The organism is Microtetraspora sp. AC03309, from assembly GCF_020826795.1.
In the GTDB taxonomy this organism is placed as follows: Bacteria; Actinomycetota; Actinomycetes; order Streptosporangiales; family Streptosporangiaceae; genus Microtetraspora; species Microtetraspora glauca.
The window spans coordinates 1-506 of sequence record NZ_JADDIL010000441.1; the positions used below are offsets into that span (position 1 = coordinate 1).

1 protein-coding gene is annotated in these 506 nt (G+C 63.6%); it reads left to right on the forward strand.

The window, feature by feature from the left end; translation table 11 throughout:
• The first annotated feature begins 67 nt into the window (after positions 1-67).
• Positions 68-496, forward strand: a complete 429-nt coding sequence (locus tag IMZ11_RS43755; RefSeq protein WP_065147300.1) for an STAS domain-containing protein — start codon at positions 68-70, stop codon at positions 494-496.
• The last annotated feature ends 10 nt before the right edge of the window (positions 497-506 follow it).

Genomic DNA, 506 nt, shown 5'->3' on the forward strand with positions numbered 1-506 from the left:
CAGTGGTTTTGAGCCCACAGAGCCTGAAATGTGACGTGACCACAGTATTTCTGCTGAGGAGTCACCGATGTCCACCATGAACGCCGCGAAACCGGCGATATCTTCCGTCAACGACCACCGCCGTGCGCAGTTCTGTGCGCAGTGGCTGTGGCCGGCTACCGCAGTGATCAGCGTCCGCGGCGAGCTGGATGCGTCCAATGCCGCTGAAATCATCGACTGCGGAATCCGGCACAGCAGGCCGAGCGGACAGCTCGTTCTGGACCTCGGTGCCGTCGAGTTCTTCGGCGTAGGCTGCTTCGCCTGCCTGCACACGCTCAACGTGCGATTTGCCGGCGACAATATCGACTGGGCGCTGATCCCGAGCACCGCGGTGTCCCGCGTCCTGGGCATCTGCGATCCCGCCTGCGCCTTGCCGGTCTCCCCTGACCTTCCCACTGCCCTGTCCACGCTGCGGGATCAGCCGCGACAGCTGCAATTGGTGAGCGTGGACCGCTAACCGGGAGTCG

Coding starts and splice junctions, on each gene's coding strand:
- IMZ11_RS43755 (WP_065147300.1), top strand. CDS start 68: ATGTCCACCATGAACGCCGCGAAACCGGCGATATCTTCCGTCAACGAC.